Here is a 16,879-nt window from a genome sequence, read left to right as displayed (position 1 = left end):
GAGGATGGCCCGCCGGGACGGCAGGCCACCCTCTCTCGTGTGTCTACTGCGATTCGCCGGCGATGTTCACCATCCACTGGATGCCGAACCTGTCGGTGCACATGCCGAACTGGTCGCCCCACGGTGCTCGCTCGAGCGGCATGGCAACGGTTCCGCCGTCGCTCAGCTTGTCCCAGTAGCCACGCAGCTCGGCCTCGTCGTCGCCGCTGAGCGAGATCGAGATGTTGTCTCCCGGGTTGTGGCTCATCTGATCGGGGGTGTCCGCCGCCATCAGGACGAGACCGTTCGGGCTCGCCAGCATCGAATGCATGATCTTGTCCTGCTCGGACGGGTCGTCGCTCGCGTGCATCTCCGCGAACGTGCTCAGGTCCAGTTCTCCGCCGAACACGGATCGGTAGAACTCCATGGCCTGGCGGGCATTGTCGCGAAAGCTGATGTACGGATTCAGGCGTGTGGTCATGCGGGCCCCTCCCTCGGGCGTGCCACTGCTTCGGACCGATCGGCGACATTGTTGCACCGTCGCGGGCTGAGCGGGGAAGTGTGACGGAAGCAGTTGCCACACAGTGGAAGTCGAGTGATTCGGACCGTCGTGGGGGCGGGTCCTCCGCGAAAGTGCTGAGATTCGACCGAAACGTCCGTATCGTCACTGTCGTCGCGGGGAGCGGGTCGACGCTCGCGGCGCACGGGCGGCCGGATTTCCCGTCGGACATCGTGGAGGATCAATGTGCACTCGGGCAATGTGGACCGGAAGCGGGCACGGCGTTCTCGTCGGCCGGAACATGGACTGGCGCGAGGAGATGGACACGAACCTGTGGTCGCTGCCGCGCGGGGCCGACCGGATCGGGCACGACCGTGATCCCGACCCCATGGCCTGGACGGCCCGCTACGGCAGCCTGGTGGCCACCGTCTGGGACAACGCCACGAGCGACGGGATCAACGAGGCCGGTCTGGCCGCCCACGTGCTGTGGCTCGCGGAAGCCGATTTCGGGGAACGGAACCCGGATGTTCCCGCGCTCGCGGTGTCCCTGTGGCCGCAGATCTTCCTGGACCTGTGCGGGACCGTCGACGAGTGTCTCGCGCTGATGGCCGACCGGCCCTTCCAGGTCCGTCCGCTGATCGAACCGCGGTCCCAGCGTCCCGCAACCGTGCATCTCGCCCTCGAGGACGCGAACGGCGACTCCTTGATCCTCGAGCACATCGGGGGAACGCTGCGGGTACACCACGACCGCGCACACACCGTGATGACGAACTCGCCGCCGTACGACGAGCAGATCGAACTCCGGAAGAACTTCACCGGCTTCGGGGGATCCGAGCCGCTGCCGGGCACGACGGAAGCGTCCGACCGCTTCGTCCGGGCAAGCTACTATCTCGACCGGCTGCCCACCGTGGAGACGCCGGCCCGTGCGTATGCGGCGCTGCTGAGCGTCATGCGCAACGTCGCGCAACCGTTCGGCGAGCCCGATCCGCAACGGCCGAACATCTCGATGACGATCTGGCGCACGCTGACGGACCTGACCGAAGGACTGTACATGTTCGAGTCGTCGTTCAGCCCGAACATCGTGTGGACCCGGTCGGCCGACCTGGACTTCTCGACCTGCCGCAGGCTCGACCTGTCGAAACCGGGTCTGCTGGGCAACGTGAGCGGCGCGTTCACCGACGCGGCCGAACCGCCCTTCACGCTGTCGTGAAGGACCCGTGCCGAACGGGTCCGGCTAGTCGAAGCCGCCGCCCCCCGCGGGGAACTGGATCAGCACGACCCGATCGTCGTTCGGGCCCGGTTCGCCGCCGGACTTGTTGACGGTGGACACCCACAGCTGCCCGTCGCCACCGACCGCCGCGCCGCCGAGCCGGCCGTAGCGGTCCTGCACGGCCGTCACGGGCGCGGCCGTCACCGCCCCGGTTCCGGGGTCGACGGCAACCACCGCCACCGCCTTGCCGTCCGTCAGCGACACCGCGACGGCGTCCGCGCCGGCCGCGCATCCGGCCACGCCCGGACGCTCGGGCCACGTCCACGCCGGGGATGCACTCACCGCGCCGTCCACGTCGACACGCTGCAGCCGGTCCTCGAGGACGGTGCGGTCGGTGATCCACAGGTTTCCGGCGGGGTCCCGGCACACGTCACCCGCCGTCCCGATCCCGGACAGCACGACCGACGGCGCGGCAGCCGCACCCGGCGCCGGCACGGGCATGCGCAGCAGCTTCCCGGCGAGCGACCCCGGATCGGCCGCCGCGGCCGCATCTCCGGCGTTGCCGGTCAGCACCACCAGGTCGGTGGGGGAGGTGAACTCGAGCGCGCCCGCGTTCCCGCTCGCCCCCCGCGGGATCCCGGTGAACACGGGCTTGGGGACGTCGCCCGCGGCGAGCCGCACGACGCGGTTGTCGGTCGGGGTGGTGATGTAGGCGTAGAGCAGCCGATCCTCGTCGTAGGTCGGCGACAGCGCGAGATCGAGCAGCCCGCCGTCGCCGGATCCGTCGACCGGCACGGTCGCCACCTCCACCGGCTCCGTCTGCGGCGCCACCCGCAGGATCCGGCCCGTGCGCCGCTCCGCGACGAGAGCGGAACCGCCGTCGGGCAGGGTGACCAGTCCGCCGGTGGTATCGAGACAGGTGGCGACCACCGCGGGATCGGGGTCCTGACACGGGCCCGGCGGTGTGGGCGGTGCGCCCGTCGTCGTGGTTGCCGTCGGGGGTTCGAGCGGTTCGAGTTCGGCGCCCGCGTCGAAACTCGGTTCCGGGGTGAACGGCGTGGTGGTTGCGTCGTCGAACCGGGCGCACGACGTGGTGAGGGCGAGCAGACCCACGATCGACGCGACCGTCGTTCGCATCCGTCGCGACCCACCGACTCTCGCGCGCCTCGTCATGTCCATGACGTTACCGGGGCGGCGCGCCCCGCCTCGGTTCCCGGGTCGGCCCACCCGGTCGACCTACCCTGGTTCGGTGACCGACAAGGCGAAAGACCACATCCCGGAGCCGACGCCGCAGGATGCCGCGGAGCCGGTGTCGAGTCCCTACGACGAACCCACGCTGGAGTTGCGGCGCCCTCGTTCGTCGATGCTCGAATCCGACGACGACCTCGACCTCGACAACTCCGCCTTCGACCGGCCGGCGCAGTACGGCTACGAGGACTCCGGCGTCGCGCCGACCGAGCAGCTGTACCGGTACGAGCCCGGCGGCGCGACCGCGGCCGCCGTCGACGCGGAGGCGGGGGTGTCGACCGGTCCGGCCGAGGCGCGGCGCGGCACCCTGGACCTGGGGCTGCTCGTGCTGCGGCTCGTCGTCGGCGGCACGATGGTGGTGCACGGGCTGCAGAAGCTGACCGGTTTGTGGGGCGGTCCCGGCATGGACGGGTTCGAGGCGATGCTCGCCGACGCCGGCTACCAGCGTCCGGCCCTGCTCGCGGTGCTCGGCGCGGTGGGGGAGGTCGCGGCCGGAGCGCTGCTGATCCTCGGGCTGCTCACCCCGCTGGCCGCCGCCGCAGTGCTGGCGATCATGATCAACGCGTGGCTGTTCCGGCAGTCCGCCGAGCCGGGACTGCAGTACTTCGCGCCCGACGGGGTCGAGTACGAGACCCTGCTCGCGGCCACTGCGGCCGTGATCGTCCTGACCGGTCCGGGCCGCATCGCGATCGACGGCACCCGCGGCTGGGCGACCCGGCCGTTCATCGGCTCCTTCGTCGCACTGCTGCTCGGCGTCGCCGCCGGGGTCTGCCTCTGGCTGTTCGGCCGCTGACGCGGCCGGTGTGTCCTTCGGGCGGCCAGGGCAGCCCGAAGGACACACCGGTGCCTACGGCACCTTCCGGACGGCCCCCTTGTCGGCCGAGGTGGCCAACGCGGCGTAGGCGCGCAGGGCGGTGGTGACCGTGCGCTGCCGGTCGACCGGCTGCCACGGCCGCTCCGACGCCTCCATCTTGGCGCGCCGCTCGGCGAGAACGGCGTCGTCGACGAGGACCTCGAGGGTGCGCGAGGGAACGTCGATCCGGATCCGGTCGCCGTTCTCGAGCAGACCGATGACCCCACCGGACGCAGCTTCGGGCGAGATGTGCCCGATCGACAGCCCGGAGGTGCCACCGGAGAAGCGGCCGTCGGTGATCAGGGCGCACTGCTTGCCCAGGCCCGCGCCCTTGAGGAACGCGGTGGGGTGCAGCATCTCCTGCATGCCGGGGCCGCCCGCGGGTCCCTCGTAGCGGACCACCACCACGTCACCGGGCTGCACCTTCTTGCCGAGGATCATCGAGACGGCCTCCTCCTGCGACTCGACGACGAGCGCCGGGCCCTCGAAGGTGAACAGATCCTCGTCGATGCCGGCGGTCTTGAGGATCGCACCGTCCGGGGCGAGGTTGCCGCGCAGGACGACGAGTCCGCCCTCGACGGTGTAGGCGTGCTCGACGTCCCGGATGCAGCCGCCTGCGGCGTCGGTGTCCAGCGACGACCAGCGGTTGTCGGTGGAGAAGGGCTCGGTGGTGCGGACGCCGCCGGGAGCCGCGTGGAACAGCTCGACGGCCTCGTCGGAGGCCTTGCCGGAACGGATGTCCCACGTGTCGAGCCACTCGTCGAAGCTCGCGGTGTGGACGGTGGTCACGTCCGTCTCGAGCAGGCCGCCCCGGCGCAGCTCACCGAGGATCGCCGGGATGCCGCCGGCCCGGTGGACGTCCTCCATGTGGTAGTCCGAGTTGGGGGAGACCTTCGACAGGCACGGCACCTTGCGGCTGATCGCGTCGATCGTGGTGAGGTCGAAGTCGACCTCGCCCTCCTGCGCGGCGGCGAGCGTGTGCAGCACGGTGTTGGTCGAGCCGCCCATCGCGACGTCGAGCGCCATGGCGTTCCGGAACGCGGCGGGGGAGGCGATGTTGCGCGGCAGGACCGACTCGTCCTCGTCCCGGTACCAGCGCAGCGCCGCCTCGACGACCGTGGTCCCGGCCCGCTCGAACAGCGCGCGGCGTGCGGAGTGGGTGGCCAGCGTCGAGCCGTTGCCGGGCAGTGCCAGTCCGAGCGCCTCGGTCAGGCAGTTCATCGAGTTCGCGGTGAACATGCCCGAGCACGACCCGCACGTCGGGCAGGCGCTGCGCTCGACCTCGTCGAGGCCCTCGTCGGTGACGGCGTCGTTGGCCGACGCCGAGATCGCCGTGATCAGGTCGGTGGGGGCCTGTGCGACACCGCCGACGACCACCGCCTTGCCGGCCTCCATCGGACCGCCCGAGACGAACACCGTCGGGATGTTCAGGCGCATCGCAGCGTTGAGCATGCCCGGGGTGATCTTGTCGCAGTTGGAGATGCACACCAGCGCGTCGGCGGTGTGCGCGTTGACCATGTATTCCACCGAATCGGCGATGATCTCGCGGCTGGGCAGGGAGTACAGCATGCCGCCGTGACCCATGGCGATGCCGTCGTCGACGGCGATGGTGTGGAACTCGCGCGGTACACCGCCCGCGGCCCGGACCGCCTCGGCGACGATGTCGCCGACGTCCTTGAGGTGGACATGGCCGGGCACGAACTGCGTGTAGGAGTTCGCAATCGCGACGATCGGTTTGCCGAAGTCGGAGTCGGTCATGCCGGTGGCGCGCCACAGGGCGCGGGCCCCGGCGGCATTGCGTCCGGCGGTGGTGGTGCGTGACCTCAACGGGGGCATCGGATTCCTCGGGGGCTAGGGCTCTTCGGGCTGCATGCTGCGCGGGCGCGGCGACACCGGGGGCCGGGCTCCCCCGGGCGGGGCGGGAGCGGGCCTGGGCGACGTCGAATCTACCCGTGTGCTATTTCGACTCGACGTCCGCGTCCGGCTCGGTGTCCGCGGCCTGTTCCCGTGCCTGCGCGTCGTGCGCGGCGGCGTACGGGTCGGTGATGCGCCCGCCGCTGCCCGCGGCGAGCTGGGGGAGGCGGCCGAACGTGACGACCGGGAGGGGTACCTCGGTGCCGTCGGTGCGGCGCGCGCGTGCCCAGCCCCGCTTGGGGAACCGCAGCCCGTCGAGCTCGTCCCACTCGAGCGTCCGGGTGGAGAACGCGGATCGGGCCGTGATGCCCTCGGGGCCGACGACGGTGCGCACCCGCAGCACCCACGCGGCGACGAGGAACGGGATCACCACCATCCAGCCGAACGCGGCGGGCCAGGCCAGCGCCGGAGAGGCCACTCCGAGCAGCACGAACCCGCACGCGAGCAGGGCGAGCCGGGAAATCTGGATGACCTGCGGCTGCTGTTCCGCCGTATGGGATGATGGGCGTGGTGGCACGGGCTGCTGTGGAGATGACACCTCACCATCTTCCCATTGCAGCCGAGGCATCTCACATTCTGGGACAGGTGACCGAACCAAGTTGACTGTCGGACGTTCGCGCGCCTACCGTCGAGCGCGTGAATCAGAATGGGTTGCTCGTAATCGGCCGGCGCGTCGTCGCCTGAGCCGCTTCTCGCAACTCGCCCACGACGCGCCACCCTCGTACAGCAGATGCTGCTGACGGGGGTTTTTTGTTGCCCGGAGCCAGAACCAGAGGAATCGCAGTGAGCGCACCAACCGCAAGGCCTCAACCGTCGCCGCGCAAGCCCGGGGCTGCGGCCCCGTCGCCCGCGGCCGCGGCCGCCCAGCCCGGTACCCGACGCCAGGTCGCCCCCGAGCGGGTCACCGGCGCCCAGTCGGTGGTCCGAGCCCTCGAGGAGCTCGACGTCGACACGGTCTTCGGCATTCCGGGCGGTGCGATCCTTCCCGTCTACGATCCGCTGTTCGACTCGCAGAAGGTCCGGCACGTGCTGGTCCGCCACGAGCAGGGCGCGGGCCACGCCGCGACCGGATACGCCCAGGCCTCCGGCAAGGTCGGCGTGTGCATGGCCACCTCCGGCCCCGGCGCCACGAACCTCGTCACCCCGCTCGCCGACGCGCAGATGGACTCCGTTCCCGTCGTGGCGATCACGGGTCAGGTCGGCCGCGGTCTGATCGGCACCGACGCCTTCCAGGAGGCCGACATCTCGGGCATCACCATGCCCGTCACCAAGCACAACTTCCTCGTGACCGACGGAGCCGAGATCCCCCGCGTCCTCGCCGAGGCGTTCTACCTCGCCGCATCCGGCCGTCCGGGGGCCGTCCTGGTGGACATCCCGAAGGACATCCTGCAGGCCCAGACCACCTTCAGCTGGCCGCCGGAGATGCACCTGCCCGGCTACCGTCCCGTCACCAAGCCGCACGGCAAGCAGGTCCGTGAGGCCGCACGCCTGATCGCCGAGGCGAAGTCGCCCGTGCTGTACATCGGCGGCGGCGTGATCAAGGCGGAGGCCTCTCCGGAGCTGCTCGAGCTGGCCGAGCTCACCGGTATCCCGGTCGTCACGACTCTCATGGCCCGCGGCGCCTTCCCCGACACCCATCAGCTCAACTGCGGCATGCCCGGCATGCACGGCACCGTCGCGGCGGTCGCCGCCCTCCAGAAGTCCGATCTGCTGATCACGCTCGGTGCACGGTTCGACGACCGCGTCACCGGTCAGCTCGACTCGTTCGCGCCCGACGCGAAGGTCATCCACGCGGACATCGACCCGGCCGAGATCGGCAAGAACCGGCACGCCGACGTGCCGATCGTGGGTGACTGCAAGGAGGTGATCGTCGAGCTGATCGAGGCGATCCGGGCGGATCTCGCGACGGGTACCACGCTCGACTACGCCCAGTGGTGGGAGTACCTCGACGGGATCCGGCGCACCTACCCGCTCAGCTACGACCGGCCGGCCGACGGCATGCTCTCGCCGGAGTACGTGATCCAGATGGTCGGCAAGCTCGCCGGACCGGACGCGATCTACTGCGCCGGCGTCGGGCAGCACCAGATGTGGGCTGCGCAGTTCATCGACTACGAGAAGCCGCGGACCTGGCTCAACTCCGGTGGGCTGGGCACCATGGGCTACGCCGTGCCGGCGGCCATGGGCGCCAAGATGGGTGTGCCCGACGCCGAGGTGTGGGCCATCGACGGTGACGGCTGCTTCCAGATGACGAACCAGGAGCTGGCGACCTGCGCGGTCGAGGGTGTGCCGATCAAGGTCGCACTCATCAACAACGGCAACCTCGGCATGGTCCGGCAGTGGCAGACGCTGTTCTACGAGGAGCGGTACTCGAACACCGATCTGTCCACCCACACCCTGCGCATCCCCGACTTCGTCAAGCTGGCCGAGGCTCTCGGCTGTGTCGGCATCCGGGTCGAGCGCGAGGAGGACGTCGAGGAGGCGATCCGCCGGGCGCAGTCCATCGACGACCGTCCGGTCGTCATCGACTTCATCGTCGGTCAGGACGCCCAGGTGTGGCCGATGGTCGCCGCCGGCACCAGCAACGACGAGATCATGGCGGCGCGGGGCATCCGTCCGCTCTTCGACGAGGACGAGGCGGCCGCGGAGCCGGCCGTCATCCACGAGGCACTCGAGCACGAGCGGCACCCGGAACAGCGCGGTGCCGCAGCACCAGGAGAGGATCGTCAGTGAGCACCAGTCACACCCTCAGCGTTCTCGTCGAGGACAAGCCGGGCGTGCTGGCCCGCGTGGCGAGCCTGTTCTCCCGCCGCGGGTTCAACATCGAGTCCCTCGCGGTGGGCGGCACCGAGATCCCGGAGATCTCCCGGATGACGATCGTCGTGACCGTCGACGAGTTTCCGCTCGAGCAGGTGACCAAGCAGCTCAACAAGCTCGTCAACGTCATCAAGATCGTCGAGCAGGAAGAGGATGCCTCGGTCGCCCGCGAGCTGCTGCTGATCAAGGTGCGGGCGGACGCGAGCGTGCGCACTCAGGTCATCGAGACGGTGAATCTGTTCCGCGCCAAGGTGATCGACGTCTCGCCCGAATCGCTCACCATCGAGGCCACCGGTACCCGCTCCAAGCTCGACGCCCTGCTGCGGATGCTCGAGCCCTACGGCATCCGCGAGATCGTGCAGTCCGGGGTCGTCGCGGTCGGACGCGGTCCGAAGTCGATCACGGCCACCCGTTAGCCTGAACACACCCTTATTTGCTGAGAGAGGTAACAACTGTGGCAGTCGAGATGTTCTACGACGACGACGCCGATCTGTCGATCATCCAGGGCCGCAAGGTCGCGGTGATCGGCTACGGCAGCCAGGGACACGCGCACTCGCTGAGCCTGCGTGACTCGGGCGTCGAGGTGCGCATCGGCCTGAAGGAGGGCTCGAAGTCGCGGGCCAAGGCGGAGGAGGCGGGCCTGGCGGTCGGCACCCCGGCCGAGGTCTCCGAGTGGGCCGACGTCATCATGGTGCTGGCGCCCGACACCGCGCAGGCGTCGATCTTCACCGAGGACATCGCGCCGAATCTGAAGGACGGCGACGCGCTGTTCTTCGGCCACGGCCTGAACATCCACTTCGGTCTCATCGAGGCACCGGAGTTCGTCACGGTCGCGATGGTCGCCCCGAAGGGCCCCGGCCACCTGGTGCGCCGGCAGTTCGTCGACGGCAAGGGCGTGCCCGCGCTCATCGCCGTCCACCAGGACCCGAAGGGGGAGGGCCAGGCGCTGGCGCTGTCCTACGCCAAGGGTATCGGCGGCACCCGCGCCGGCGTCATCAAGACCACCTTCAAGGAGGAGACCGAGACCGACCTGTTCGGTGAGCAGGCCGTGCTCTGCGGTGGCACCGAGGAACTGGTCAAGACCGGTTTCGACGTCATGGTCGAGGCGGGCTACGCCCCGGAGATGGCGTACTTCGAGGTGCTGCACGAGCTCAAGCTCATCGTCGACCTCATGTACGAGGGTGGCATCGCCCGCATGAACTACTCGGTGTCCGACACCGCGGAGTTCGGTGGCTACCTCTCCGGCCCGCGTGTCATCGACGCCGGCACGAAGGAGCGCATGAAGGAGATCCTGAAGGACATCCAGGACGGCACCTTCGTCAAGCGTCTCGTCGCGAACGTCGAGGGCGGCAACAAGGAGCTCGAGGGCCTGCGTAAGCAGAACGCCGAGCACGGCATCGAGGTCGTCGGCAAGCAGCTGCGCGACCTGATGAGCTGGGTGGACCGGCCGATCACCGAGACCGCCTGATCGGATCCCGCCGCTTCGACGGCCCGGCACCGCTGTGGTGCCGGGCCGTCGGCGTTCCCGGGTGGATAATGCCCTGATGTCCTGGGGTCTGGGAAAGCTGCCGGGGGTCGCCGTTGCCCGCACCTACCGGCGGGAGTGGCTGCGCCCCGACCTCACCGCCGGTCTGGCGCTCACCGCGCTGCTCGTCCCCGCGGGCATGGGCTACGCGACGGCGGCCGGCCTGCCCGCCTACGCCGGGTTGTACGCCACGATCGTCCCGCTGCTGGTGTACGCCCTGCTGGGGCCGTCGAAAGTGCTTGTGCTCGGTCCCGATTCGGCCCTCGCGCCGCTCATCGCCGCGGCGGTGCTCCCGCTCGCCGCGACCGGCGATCCACAGGAGGCCCTGGCCCTCGCGGGAGTCCTGGCCCTGCTCGTGGGTGTGATCCTCGTCGCCGCCGGTTTCCTGCGGCTCGGCTTCGTCACCGAACTGCTGTCCAAACCGATCAGGCTCGGCTACCTCAACGGCATCGCGCTGGTCGTCGTGGTGGGGCAGCTGCCGACACTGTTCGGCTTCGCGATCGACGAACCGGGTCTGCCCCAGGACCTCGCCGCGATCGTCCGCGCGGTCGCCGCGGGTGACGTCGACCCCGTCGCCACCGCCGTCGGGGTGACGTCCCTGGTGGTGATCGTGGCGTTCCGCCTCCTGCGGGCGCGCATCCCGGGTGTCCTGGTCGCCGTGGCCGGAGCGTGTGGGGTGTCCGCGCTGCTGGGCCTGACGGAGCGGATCGCCATGGTCGGGGCGCTGCCCTCCGGGTTGCCGGCACCGTCCGTGGCCGCGGTGAGCTGGGCCGACGTGCTCGCGCTGCTCGGCCCGGCAGCCGGCATCGCGCTCATCGCGTTCGCGGACACGGGGGTGCTCTCGCGGACCTTCGCGGCCCGCCGCGGCGACGACGTGGACGGCAGTACCGAGATGAAGGCCATCGGCGCCGCCAATGTCGCGACCGGTCTGTTCGGGGGATTCCCCATCTCGGCCAGCTCGTCCCGCACGCCCGTCGCCGAGCAGAACGGCGCCCGCACCCAGCTCGTCGGGGTGGTCGGCGCCGTCGCTGTCCTGCTGTTCGTGCTGCTCGCCCCCGGCGTGACCGCCTATCTGCCCGAGGCGACGCTCGCAGCGGTCGTCCTGGTCGCGGCCTCGGCGCTCATCGACGTGCGCGGGGTGGTCCGCATGTGGCGGATGAGCCGGATCGAGGCCGGCCTCGCGGCGGCGGCCTTCCTCGGGGTGGCGCTCGTCGGAGTTCTGGAGGGGATCCTCGTCGCTATCGGCCTCTCGTTCGTCGCCGTCGTGGGGCACGCATGGTCGCCGTACCGCACCGAGCTCGTCGAGCTCACCCGTGTCGCGGGCTTCCACGACATCAACCGTCACCCCGAAGGGCATCGCATCCCCGGTCTGCTGCTGGTGCGGTTCGACGCCCCCCTGTTCTTCGCCAACGGTTCGATCTTCGACGACTACGTCCGCTCGCTGGTCGCGCAATCGCCCGAGCCGGTCGAATGGGTCGTGATCGCTGCCGAACCGATCACCGGTCTCGACACCACCGCCGTCGACGAACTCGTCGACCTGGACCGATACCTCGCAGGCAGGAAGATCCGCCTGGCCTTCGCCGCCATGAAGGGGCCCATCAAGGACCGGCTCGTACAGTTCGGGGTGGGGGACCGGTTCACCCCCGACCGCTTCTATCCCACTGTGCGGACAGCGGTCGTCGCGTTCCGGCACCGCGCGGCGTCGTCGTCCCCGGAACCTTCGCCGCGCGGTAACCCCGATCACACCGCGGGTCGCGTGCCGAAGTCGCTGCCGCGCAAGAGAAATCGTCGGCGCTGAGCTCCCGCACCCGGTGCCGGCCGGCGCGTGCCGCCGACCGGGCGCTGCCCCGGCCGGCACGCCCGTCGCGAAATCCACTGCGGCTCGCAGGGTGGCGGTCCGGAAGAGACACGTACGCACTAAACTGAGCCGGGTCACGGCTGCTTCGCGCACCTCGGGGTGCGGCGCCGTCGACGACCCGTCAGACAAACCAACCACAGGGGAGTTCGCACGTGAGCCAGAATGGCCGTCCCGTTGTCCTGATCGCCGACAAGCTGGCGCAGTCGACCGTCGATGCGCTCGGTGACGGCGTCGAGGTGCGCTGGGTCGACGGCCCGGACCGTCCCGCGCTGCTCGCGGCGGTGCCCGAGGCGGACGCCCTGCTGGTCCGTTCGGCGACCACGGTCGACGCCGAGGTCCTCGCCGCCGCCACGAAGCTGAAGATCGTCGGTCGCGCCGGCGTCGGCCTCGACAACGTCGACATCCCGGCCGCCACCGAACGCGGTGTGATGGTCGTCAACGCTCCGACGTCCAACATCCATTCGGCTGCCGAGCACGCCGTGGCGCTGTTGATGGCCACGGCCCGGCAGATCCCCGCCGCCGACCGCACGCTGCGTGAGCGCACCTGGAAGCGGTCGAGCTTCAACGGTACCGAGATCCTGGGCAAGACCGTCGGCGTGGTCGGCCTGGGCCGGATCGGACAGCTGTTCGCCCAGCGTCTCGCCGCCTTCGAGACCCACGTCATCGCCTACGACCCCTACCTGCCGCCGGCCCGTGCCGCCCAGCTGGGGATCGAACTGGTCGACATCGACGAGCTGATCGAGCGCGCCGACTTCATCTCCGTGCACCTGCCCAAGACCAAGGAGACGGCGGGGCTGATCAACGCCGAGCGCCTCGCGCGGGCCAAGGACGGCGTCATCATCGTCAACGCCGCCCGCGGTGGTCTCATCGACGAGGACGCCCTCCACGACGCCCTCGTCTCCGGCAAGGTTCGGGCCGCCGGCCTCGACGTCTTCCACTCCGAACCCTGCACGGACTCGAAGCTGTTCGACCTCGACAACACCGTCGTCACCCCGCACCTGGGCGCCTCCACGACCGAGGCCCAGGACCGCGCCGGCACCGACGTCGCCAAGAGCGTGCTGCTGGCTCTGGCCGGCGAGTTCGTCCCGGACGCCGTGAACGTCTCCGGCGGTCCGGTCGGCGAGGAGGTCGCACCGTGGCTCGAGCTCGTGCGCAAGCTCGGTCTCATCGCCGGCACGCTGTCGCCGGAGGCGGTGCAGAACGTGCAGGTCGTCGCCAGCGGTGAGCTGTCCGCGGAGAATGTCGAGATCCTGGGCCTCGCGGCACTGCGCGGTCTGTTCTCCGCCAGCAGCGACGAGCCGGTCACCTTCGTCAACGCCCCGGCCCTCGCCGAGCAGCGCGGCGTCAGTGTGGAGGTCGACAAGCACAGCGAGGCCTCCACGCACCGCAGCGCGGTGGAGGTCCGCGCCGTGGCCGCCGACGGACTCGTCACCACAGTCACCGGCGCGCTGACCGGCCTGCAGCAGATCGAGAAGATCGTCAACATCAACGGCCGCAGCTTCGACCTGCGTGCCGAGGGCCACAACCTCGTCGTCCACTACGAGGACCGGCCGGGCGTGCTCGGGGTCCTCGGCACGGTCCTCGGCAACGCCGGGATCGACATCCAGGCGGCGGCGCTGAGCCAGGACGTCGAAGGACCCGGCGCCACGGTGATCCTGCGGGTCGACCGGGTCGTCGGCGACGCCGAGGTCGCCCAGATCGTGGAGCAGCTCGACGCCCGCGTCGCGCAGGTCGACCTGTCCTGAACCACCCCGCTGTACCCGATGGCCGCGATCGTCGAACACGGTCGCGGCCGTCGTCGCGAAGAGGAAGAGAGTGTGTCCATGAAGCTAGCGGTCATTCCCGGTGACGGCATCGGTGTCGAGGTCACGGCAGAGGCCCTCAAGGTGCTCGGGACGCTCGTCCCCGACCTCGAGACCACCGAGTACGACCTCGGCGCCCGGCGGTACAACGCCACCGGGGAACTGCTCCCGGACGCCGACCTGGCGGCGATCCGCGCGCACGATGCGATCCTGCTCGGCGCGATCGGCGACCCCTCCGTCACCCCGGGCGTGCTCGAGCGGGGTCTGCTGCTGAACATGCGGTTCGCGCTCGATCACCATGTCAATCTGCGGCCGTCGCGGTTGTACCCCGGGGCGAGGTCCCCGCTCGCGGCCCAGCCGGAGATCGACTTCGTCGTGGTGCGGGAGGGCACCGAGGGCCCCTACACCGGCAACGGCGGTGCCATCCGCGTCGGAACCCCCCACGAGATCGCCACCGAGGTCTCGATCAACACCTGGTTCGGAGCCGAACGCGTCGTGCGGTACGCCTTCGAGCTCGCGCAGAGCCGCCGCAAGCACCTCACCCTGATCCACAAGACCAACGTGCTCTCCAACGCCGGTGCCATCTGGACGCGTGCGGTCGAGACGGTGGGCGCGCAGTACCCGGACGTCGAGACGGCCTACTGCCACATCGACGCCGCCACCATCTACATGGTCGACGACCCGGGCCGGTTCGACGTGATCGTGACCGACAACCTGTTCGGCGACATCGTCACCGATCTCGCCGGTGCGGTCACCGGGGGCATCGGCCTGGCAGCCAGCGGCAACATCGATGCCTCCGGCACCAACCCGTCGATGTTCGAGCCGGTCCACGGCAGCGCCCCGGACATCGCGGGCAAGGGTATCGCCGACCCGACCGCGGCGATCCTGTCGGTCGCCCTGCTGCTACGCCACCTCGGCCGGCCGGACGAGGCGGCCCGGGTCGAGCGTGCGGTCGAGGCGGACCTCGCCGCCCGCGGCGCGGGTCCGATCGTGACCACGGAGGTCGGCGACCGCATCGCGGCCGCCCTCTGACCCCGTCCCGGTGCGGCCTCCCGGCGTCCGGGAGGCCGCACCGGCTCATTTGCGGGGGACCAGGGGCACCGCGGCGGCCGGGATCAGCGCGGCGAGCGCGAACGCCGCGGGAAAGCCGGCCAGTGCGATGAGCCCGCCGAACGCGGGACCCACGCACGCCGCGGCGACGAACTGGCCGGTGTTCTGGATGCCCAGCGCGCGGCCACCCCAGAACGGTCCCGCGATCTCGGCGACCGCGGTGAAGGCCAGGCCGTTCGGGGCCACCGTCGTCACCGAGGCCACGATCAGGAGCGCGACGGCGACGGCCGAGTCGGTGAGCGCGGCGGCCGCGAGCGCGGCCATGGACAGCACCACCGAGAGCGCCACGAGCCGCAGCGGCCGCAAGCGGCTGCCGACCCGGTCGGACCACCCGCCGGCGGCGACGCGACCCAGCGCACCGAGGAACTGCGCGGCGGTGATGACCAGGCCCGCGGCGGACTCGGTCCAGCCGCGCTCGGAGATCAGCCACACCAGCGCATAGGTCCACACCACGTACTGCGGCACCACCAGCAGGACCGACGCCGCGTGGATCCGTTGCAGCGACCGCCCGGCGCGGTAGGGGTTGTCGAGCAGGCCGAGTTCGGCGGCCCGGGCGCGTTCCGGCCGCGGTGGATCGACGATGCCGATCGCGCACGCTACCGCGGCGACGGCACACACCGCGGCGGCGAAGGCCAGGGCCGAGCCGATTCCGTGGTCGCGCGCGAGCGGAGGAATGGTCAGTGCGGCGACGGCGACGCCGAGCGGCAGCGACATCTGCCGGATCCCCATGGCGAGACCGCGCTGATGCGGTGGGAACCAGCCGACGACGACGCGGCCGCTCGCGGCGTTGGCGCTCGCCGCGGCGGCGCCGCCGAGGGCCAGCATGAGCGCGAGCATCGGCGCTGTCCCGCTGGCGGCGGCCGCGGCCGCGGCCGCCGCGGCCAGTGCGAGTCCGACGGCCAGGACCCGCCGCTCGCCGTACCGATCGGCCAGGGCACCCCATGCGACGAGACTGAAGACGACTCCGAATAACGGTGCGGCGGAAAGTGTTCCGGCCTGTGCAAGCGTGAGGCCCCAGTCCTCGTGCAGCGTGGGGATGAGGAAGGCGGCGCCGTTGACGAGGACTGCCTGAGCCGCCTGCGCGAACACGCCGAGCGCCAGGATGACCCAGCGCCGCGCGCCGATGTCCCGAACCGTCATGTCATCTCACTATCTGAAACAAGAATCCCGTAGAGTGAACTTCTGTGTGGGAGCCTATACCTGGGCGACGTGGTCCGCAGGGCTGCGGGCGGCGGCACGGATAGACTCCCCGGCATGCGCCTAGGTCGAATTGCCAGCCCGGACGGTGTCGCCTTCGTCAGCATCGAGGGGGAGGGGGACGCCGCGATCGCGAAGGAGATCGCCGAACATCCTTTCGGCACCCCGACCTTCACCGGCCGCAGCTGGCCGCTCGCCGACGTCAGGCTCCTGGCGCCGATCCTGGCGAGCAAGGTGGTCTGCGTCGGCCGCAACTACGCTGCCCACGCGGCCGAGTCCGGCAACGAGGTCCCCGACGAGCCGGTGATCTTCCTCAAGCCGAACACCTCCATCGTCGGCCCGGGGGCGCCGATCGTGCTCCCGCCGAGCAGCAACCTCGTCCACCACGAGGCCGAACTCGCCGTCGTCATCGGCCGCCCCTGCAAGGACGTTCCGGCCGCGAAGGCGCTCGACGTCGTCCTCGGCTACACGGTGGCCAACGACGTCTCGGCGCGTGACCATCAGCAGCAGGACGGACAGTGGACGCGGGCCAAGGGGCACGACACGTTCTGCCCCCTCGGGCCCTGGATCGAGACGAACATCGATCCCACGGATCTCGAGATCACCGCGCAGGTCGACGGACAGACGCGTCAGCGGAGCCGAACGTCGTTGATGGTGCACGACATTCCGAAGCTGATCGAGTGGGTCTCGGCGGTGATGACCCTGTTGCCGGGCGATGTGATCCTCACCGGCACCCCGGAGGGCGTCGGACCGCTCGTCGACGGCGACACCGTCTCGATCACCGTCGAGGGCATCGGCACGCTGACCAACCCGGTGACCGCCAAGCGCAGGTAGGCCGCGGCTTCGCGATCGGCCGGGACTAGCCTGGAG

At 70.4% G+C, this 16,879-nt stretch carries 14 protein-coding genes; 9 read left to right on the top strand and 5 right to left on the bottom strand.

What is annotated here, in order from left to right; genetic code table 11:
• Nucleotides 1-43 precede the first annotated feature (43 nt).
• Entirely contained in the window at nt 44-460 is a 417-nt protein-coding gene (locus ACWPQI_RS14990) for a VOC family protein (protein ID WP_268965604.1), read from the bottom strand.
• A 277-nt stretch (nt 461-737) separates the two neighbouring features.
• Here ACWPQI_RS14990 and ACWPQI_RS14985 point away from each other — a divergent pair, with 277 nt between their 5' ends.
• Nucleotides 738-1,688, top strand: coding sequence for a linear amide C-N hydrolase (locus ACWPQI_RS14985; RefSeq protein ID WP_119699862.1), 951 nt, complete (start codon nt 738-740; stop codon nt 1,686-1,688).
• A gap of 24 nt (nt 1,689-1,712) precedes the next feature.
• On the opposite strand, the gene ACWPQI_RS14980 is transcribed toward ACWPQI_RS14985, so the two are convergent.
• Nucleotides 1,713-2,825 carry a PQQ-dependent sugar dehydrogenase gene (locus ACWPQI_RS14980; RefSeq protein ID WP_017682351.1) on the bottom strand — a complete coding sequence of 371 codons (1,113 nt, stop codon included), beginning with the start codon at nt 2,823-2,825 and terminating at the stop codon, nt 1,713-1,715.
• Between the two features lie 112 nt (nt 2,826-2,937).
• Between ACWPQI_RS14980 and ACWPQI_RS14975 the strand changes: the two genes are divergently transcribed.
• On the top strand, nt 2,938-3,729 hold the full coding sequence (locus ACWPQI_RS14975; protein WP_061064830.1) for a DoxX family protein: 792 nt from the start codon (nt 2,938-2,940) through the stop codon (nt 3,727-3,729).
• Between the two features lie 54 nt (nt 3,730-3,783).
• Here the strand turns inward: ACWPQI_RS14975 and ilvD are convergent, their stop codons facing one another.
• Together ilvD and ACWPQI_RS14965 are read right to left on the bottom strand one after the other, a co-directional pair.
• Nucleotides 3,784-5,625, bottom strand: a complete 1,842-nt coding sequence (ilvD, locus tag ACWPQI_RS14970; protein ID WP_010596572.1) for a dihydroxy-acid dehydratase — start codon at nt 5,623-5,625, stop codon at nt 3,784-3,786.
• A 121-nt stretch (nt 5,626-5,746) separates the two neighbouring features.
• Nucleotides 5,747-6,220, bottom strand: a complete 474-nt coding sequence (locus ACWPQI_RS14965) for a PH domain-containing protein (protein ID WP_043805945.1) — start codon at nt 6,218-6,220, stop codon at nt 5,747-5,749.
• Between the two features lie 266 nt (nt 6,221-6,486).
• Here ACWPQI_RS14965 and ACWPQI_RS14960 point away from each other — a divergent pair, with 266 nt between their 5' ends.
• The 6 genes from ACWPQI_RS14960 to ACWPQI_RS14935 all read left to right on the top strand — a co-directional run bounded on the left by ACWPQI_RS14960 (nt 6,487) and on the right by ACWPQI_RS14935 (nt 14,734).
• Complete coding sequence (locus ACWPQI_RS14960) at nt 6,487-8,433, top strand: acetolactate synthase large subunit (protein ID WP_026137646.1); 1,947 nt, start codon at nt 6,487-6,489, stop codon at nt 8,431-8,433.
• Nucleotides 8,430-8,933, top strand: coding sequence for an acetolactate synthase small subunit (ilvN, locus tag ACWPQI_RS14955; RefSeq protein WP_010596569.1), 504 nt, complete (start codon nt 8,430-8,432; stop codon nt 8,931-8,933). The genes ACWPQI_RS14960 and ilvN overlap by 4 nt, the downstream gene beginning before the upstream one ends.
• Nucleotides 8,934-8,983: 50 nt before the next feature.
• Nucleotides 8,984-9,985 carry a ketol-acid reductoisomerase gene (gene ilvC / locus ACWPQI_RS14950; RefSeq protein WP_029540232.1) on the top strand — a complete coding sequence of 334 codons (1,002 nt, stop codon included), beginning with the start codon at nt 8,984-8,986 and terminating at the stop codon, nt 9,983-9,985.
• Nucleotides 9,986-10,061: 76 nt separating this feature from the next.
• Nucleotides 10,062-11,840, top strand: a complete 1,779-nt coding sequence (locus ACWPQI_RS14945) for a SulP family inorganic anion transporter (protein WP_302069557.1) — start codon at nt 10,062-10,064, stop codon at nt 11,838-11,840.
• Between the two features lie 212 nt (nt 11,841-12,052).
• A complete protein-coding gene (serA, locus tag ACWPQI_RS14940; RefSeq protein ID WP_010596566.1) occupies nt 12,053-13,645 on the top strand; it encodes a phosphoglycerate dehydrogenase in 1,593 nt (530 codons plus the stop codon).
• Between the two features lie 78 nt (nt 13,646-13,723).
• The gene (locus ACWPQI_RS14935; RefSeq protein ID WP_010596565.1) at nt 13,724-14,734 is read left to right on the top strand and encodes a 3-isopropylmalate dehydrogenase; all 1,011 of its coding nucleotides are present in this window, start codon (nt 13,724-13,726) and stop codon (nt 14,732-14,734) included.
• A gap of 45 nt (nt 14,735-14,779) precedes the next feature.
• On the opposite strand, the gene ACWPQI_RS14930 is transcribed toward ACWPQI_RS14935, so the two are convergent.
• Nucleotides 14,780-15,952 carry an MFS transporter gene (locus ACWPQI_RS14930; RefSeq protein WP_064066645.1) on the bottom strand — a complete coding sequence of 391 codons (1,173 nt, stop codon included), beginning with the start codon at nt 15,950-15,952 and terminating at the stop codon, nt 14,780-14,782.
• 114 nt (nt 15,953-16,066) lie between these two features.
• Here ACWPQI_RS14930 and ACWPQI_RS14925 point away from each other — a divergent pair, with 114 nt between their 5' ends.
• Nucleotides 16,067-16,843 carry a fumarylacetoacetate hydrolase family protein gene (locus ACWPQI_RS14925; protein ID WP_017680301.1) on the top strand — a complete coding sequence of 259 codons (777 nt, stop codon included), beginning with the start codon at nt 16,067-16,069 and terminating at the stop codon, nt 16,841-16,843.
• The last annotated feature ends 36 nt before the right edge of the window (nt 16,844-16,879 follow it).

Source organism: Rhodococcus sp. LMD (assembly GCF_056108245.1).
Note: the sequence above shows the minus strand (reverse complement) of the source record. Positions and strands in the feature narration are given on the sequence as shown.